Annotated in this window: 2 protein-coding genes; both read right to left on the reverse strand. The window is 76.5% G+C overall.

The annotated features are described in order from the left end of the window. Positions 1 to 1714, reverse strand: a 1714-nt coding sequence (locus tag VGR37_17665; protein HEV2149234.1) for a penicillin-binding protein 2, incomplete at its 3' end; no start/stop codon positions are given. Beyond that, the coding region (ftsL, locus tag VGR37_17670; protein HEV2149235.1) for a cell division protein FtsL at positions 1711 to 2014 on the reverse strand (304 nt) is incomplete at its 5' end. The genes VGR37_17665 and ftsL, both read right to left, overlap by 4 nt.

The following is a 2014-nucleotide window of genomic DNA, read 5'->3' on the forward strand; positions in this document are numbered from 1 at the left end:
CCGCCAGGGCCGTCCGCCGGGTGGCGGCCAGCGAGGCCCCGTCCAGCGTCGGGGAGCGCGCGGCCAGCACCGCCTGCAGCATCTCCCGCATGACCGGGGCGGCCGTGGCGCCGCCGTAGTAGACCCCCCTGGGGCGGTTCAGCTTCACGAAGAGGGCGAGCTGCGGGTCGTTGGCCGGGAAGTAGCCGACGAAGGTGGAGGCGTAGCTCCCCGCCTCGTAGCGGCCGCCGGCGCCGGTGACCCGCGCCGTCCCCGTCTTCCCGGCCACCTCGAAGGTGGAGAGCGAGGCCCGCGTGCCGGTCCCGTCGTCCACGACGGCCACCAGCACGTCGCGCAGCTCCTCCGTCACCTTCGCGGGGAGCACCCGCCGCACCACGCGCGGCTCCCCGCGGCGCACCGGCCCGCCCTGCGCGCCGCGGACCTCGCGCACCAGCCGGGGCTCCATCAGCACGCCGCCGTTGGCGAGGGCGCCGTACGCCATCACCATCTGCAGCGGCGTGACCGCCACCTCGTAGCCGATGGAAAGGCTCGCCGGGGTCAGCCGCGACCACCCGGCCGGGCGCCGGAGCCGGCCGCCCGCCTCGGAGGGGAACTCCACCCCGGTAGGCGTTCCGAAGCCGAAGTCGCGGAGGTAGGCGTACTGCTCGGCCGGGCGGAGCCGCGGCGCCAGCTTCGCCATGGCGATGTTGCTGGACTCCCGCAGCGCCTCGCGGACCGTGACGGCGCCCATGGCGTGCACGTCCCGGAAGGCGCGGCCGTTGGCGTCCACCCAGAGGCCGTTCTCCGCGTGCAGCGTCTCCTCCAGCGACACCTTCCCCTGCGCCATCAGGGTGGCGATGAAGAAGGGCTTGAAGGTGGAGCCGGGCTCGTACGGCTCGGTGAAGCCGGCCAGCGTCCGCGCGCCGCCGGGGCGGCGCGACACCGCCGCCAGGATCTCCCCGGTGCGGGGGTCGGCCACCAGCAGGTCGCCGCCCTCCGCGCCGGTGCCGCGAACCGCCTCGCGAAGGGCGCCGTCGGCGATCTCCTGAAGGTCGAAGTCCAGGGTGAGGTAGACGTCCGCGCCATCGTGCGGCGGGACCACCGGGAGCGACACGGTGGGCTCGGCCCGTCCCCGGGCGTCGCGGCGCAGCAGCGCGTACCCGTCCGTCCCGCGCAGCATGGCGTCCCACTCCTGCTCCACCCCGCCGAGCGCGCGCCCGTCGCCCGAGACGACGCCGAGCACCTCCCGCCCCACGTCGCCCTGGGGATAGAAGCGCTCCAGCTTCCGCTCGGAGTGGATGCCGCGGATGCCCTCCAGCCGCGCGTGCTGCTCCGCGGTGAAGCGGCCGGGGAGGACCACCCACTTCCGCCGCGGGTCGGTGGCGGCGCGGGCTGCGCCCGCGGACAGGCCCAGCCCGTCGCGCAGCGCCAGGACCGCCCCGTCGCGGTCGCGCAGCTCACGCGGGGCCACGGAGATCCGGAAGGTCTCGTAGCTGAGGGCGAGCGGGGTGCCGTTGCGGTCGAAGATCCCGCCGCGCCGCGCGGGGACCGGGGTCCGGGACTGCTGCTGGTCGGCAGCCACCGCCGCCCACTTCTCCCCCTCCAGCGCCTGGAGCTGGAAGGCGCGCCCGAGCACCGCGACCGCGGCGACGGCGAACGACGCCACCAGGATCCGCCGCCGCAGGACGAGCGACTCGTCCCCTCGCTTCCCGCTCCTTCCGCCGCGCGCGCTCACTCCCGCTCCTCCGCGTCCGCCGCCATGGCGTCCCGGGGGAGGGGGACCAGCACCACCTCGCTGTCGGCGGGGAGGTGCATACCCAGGCGCTCCCGCGCCACCCGCACCACCCGCGCGCGGCTCTGCAGCGCCTGGATGCGCGTCTGCAGCGCCAGCCGCTCCGTCTCCGCCACGGCGCGGTCGCTCTCCAGCGCCCGGATCTCGCGCTGCAGCGCGACGCCGCGCGTCTGACGCCCCACCACCACGGCGAGCGAGGCGAGGAGGAGCGCCAGGAGGAGCACCAGCCGCCCCGGCCCGCGC

This window comes from Longimicrobiaceae bacterium, from assembly GCA_035936415.1.
Lineage (GTDB): Bacteria > Gemmatimonadota > Gemmatimonadetes > Longimicrobiales > Longimicrobiaceae > JAFAYN01.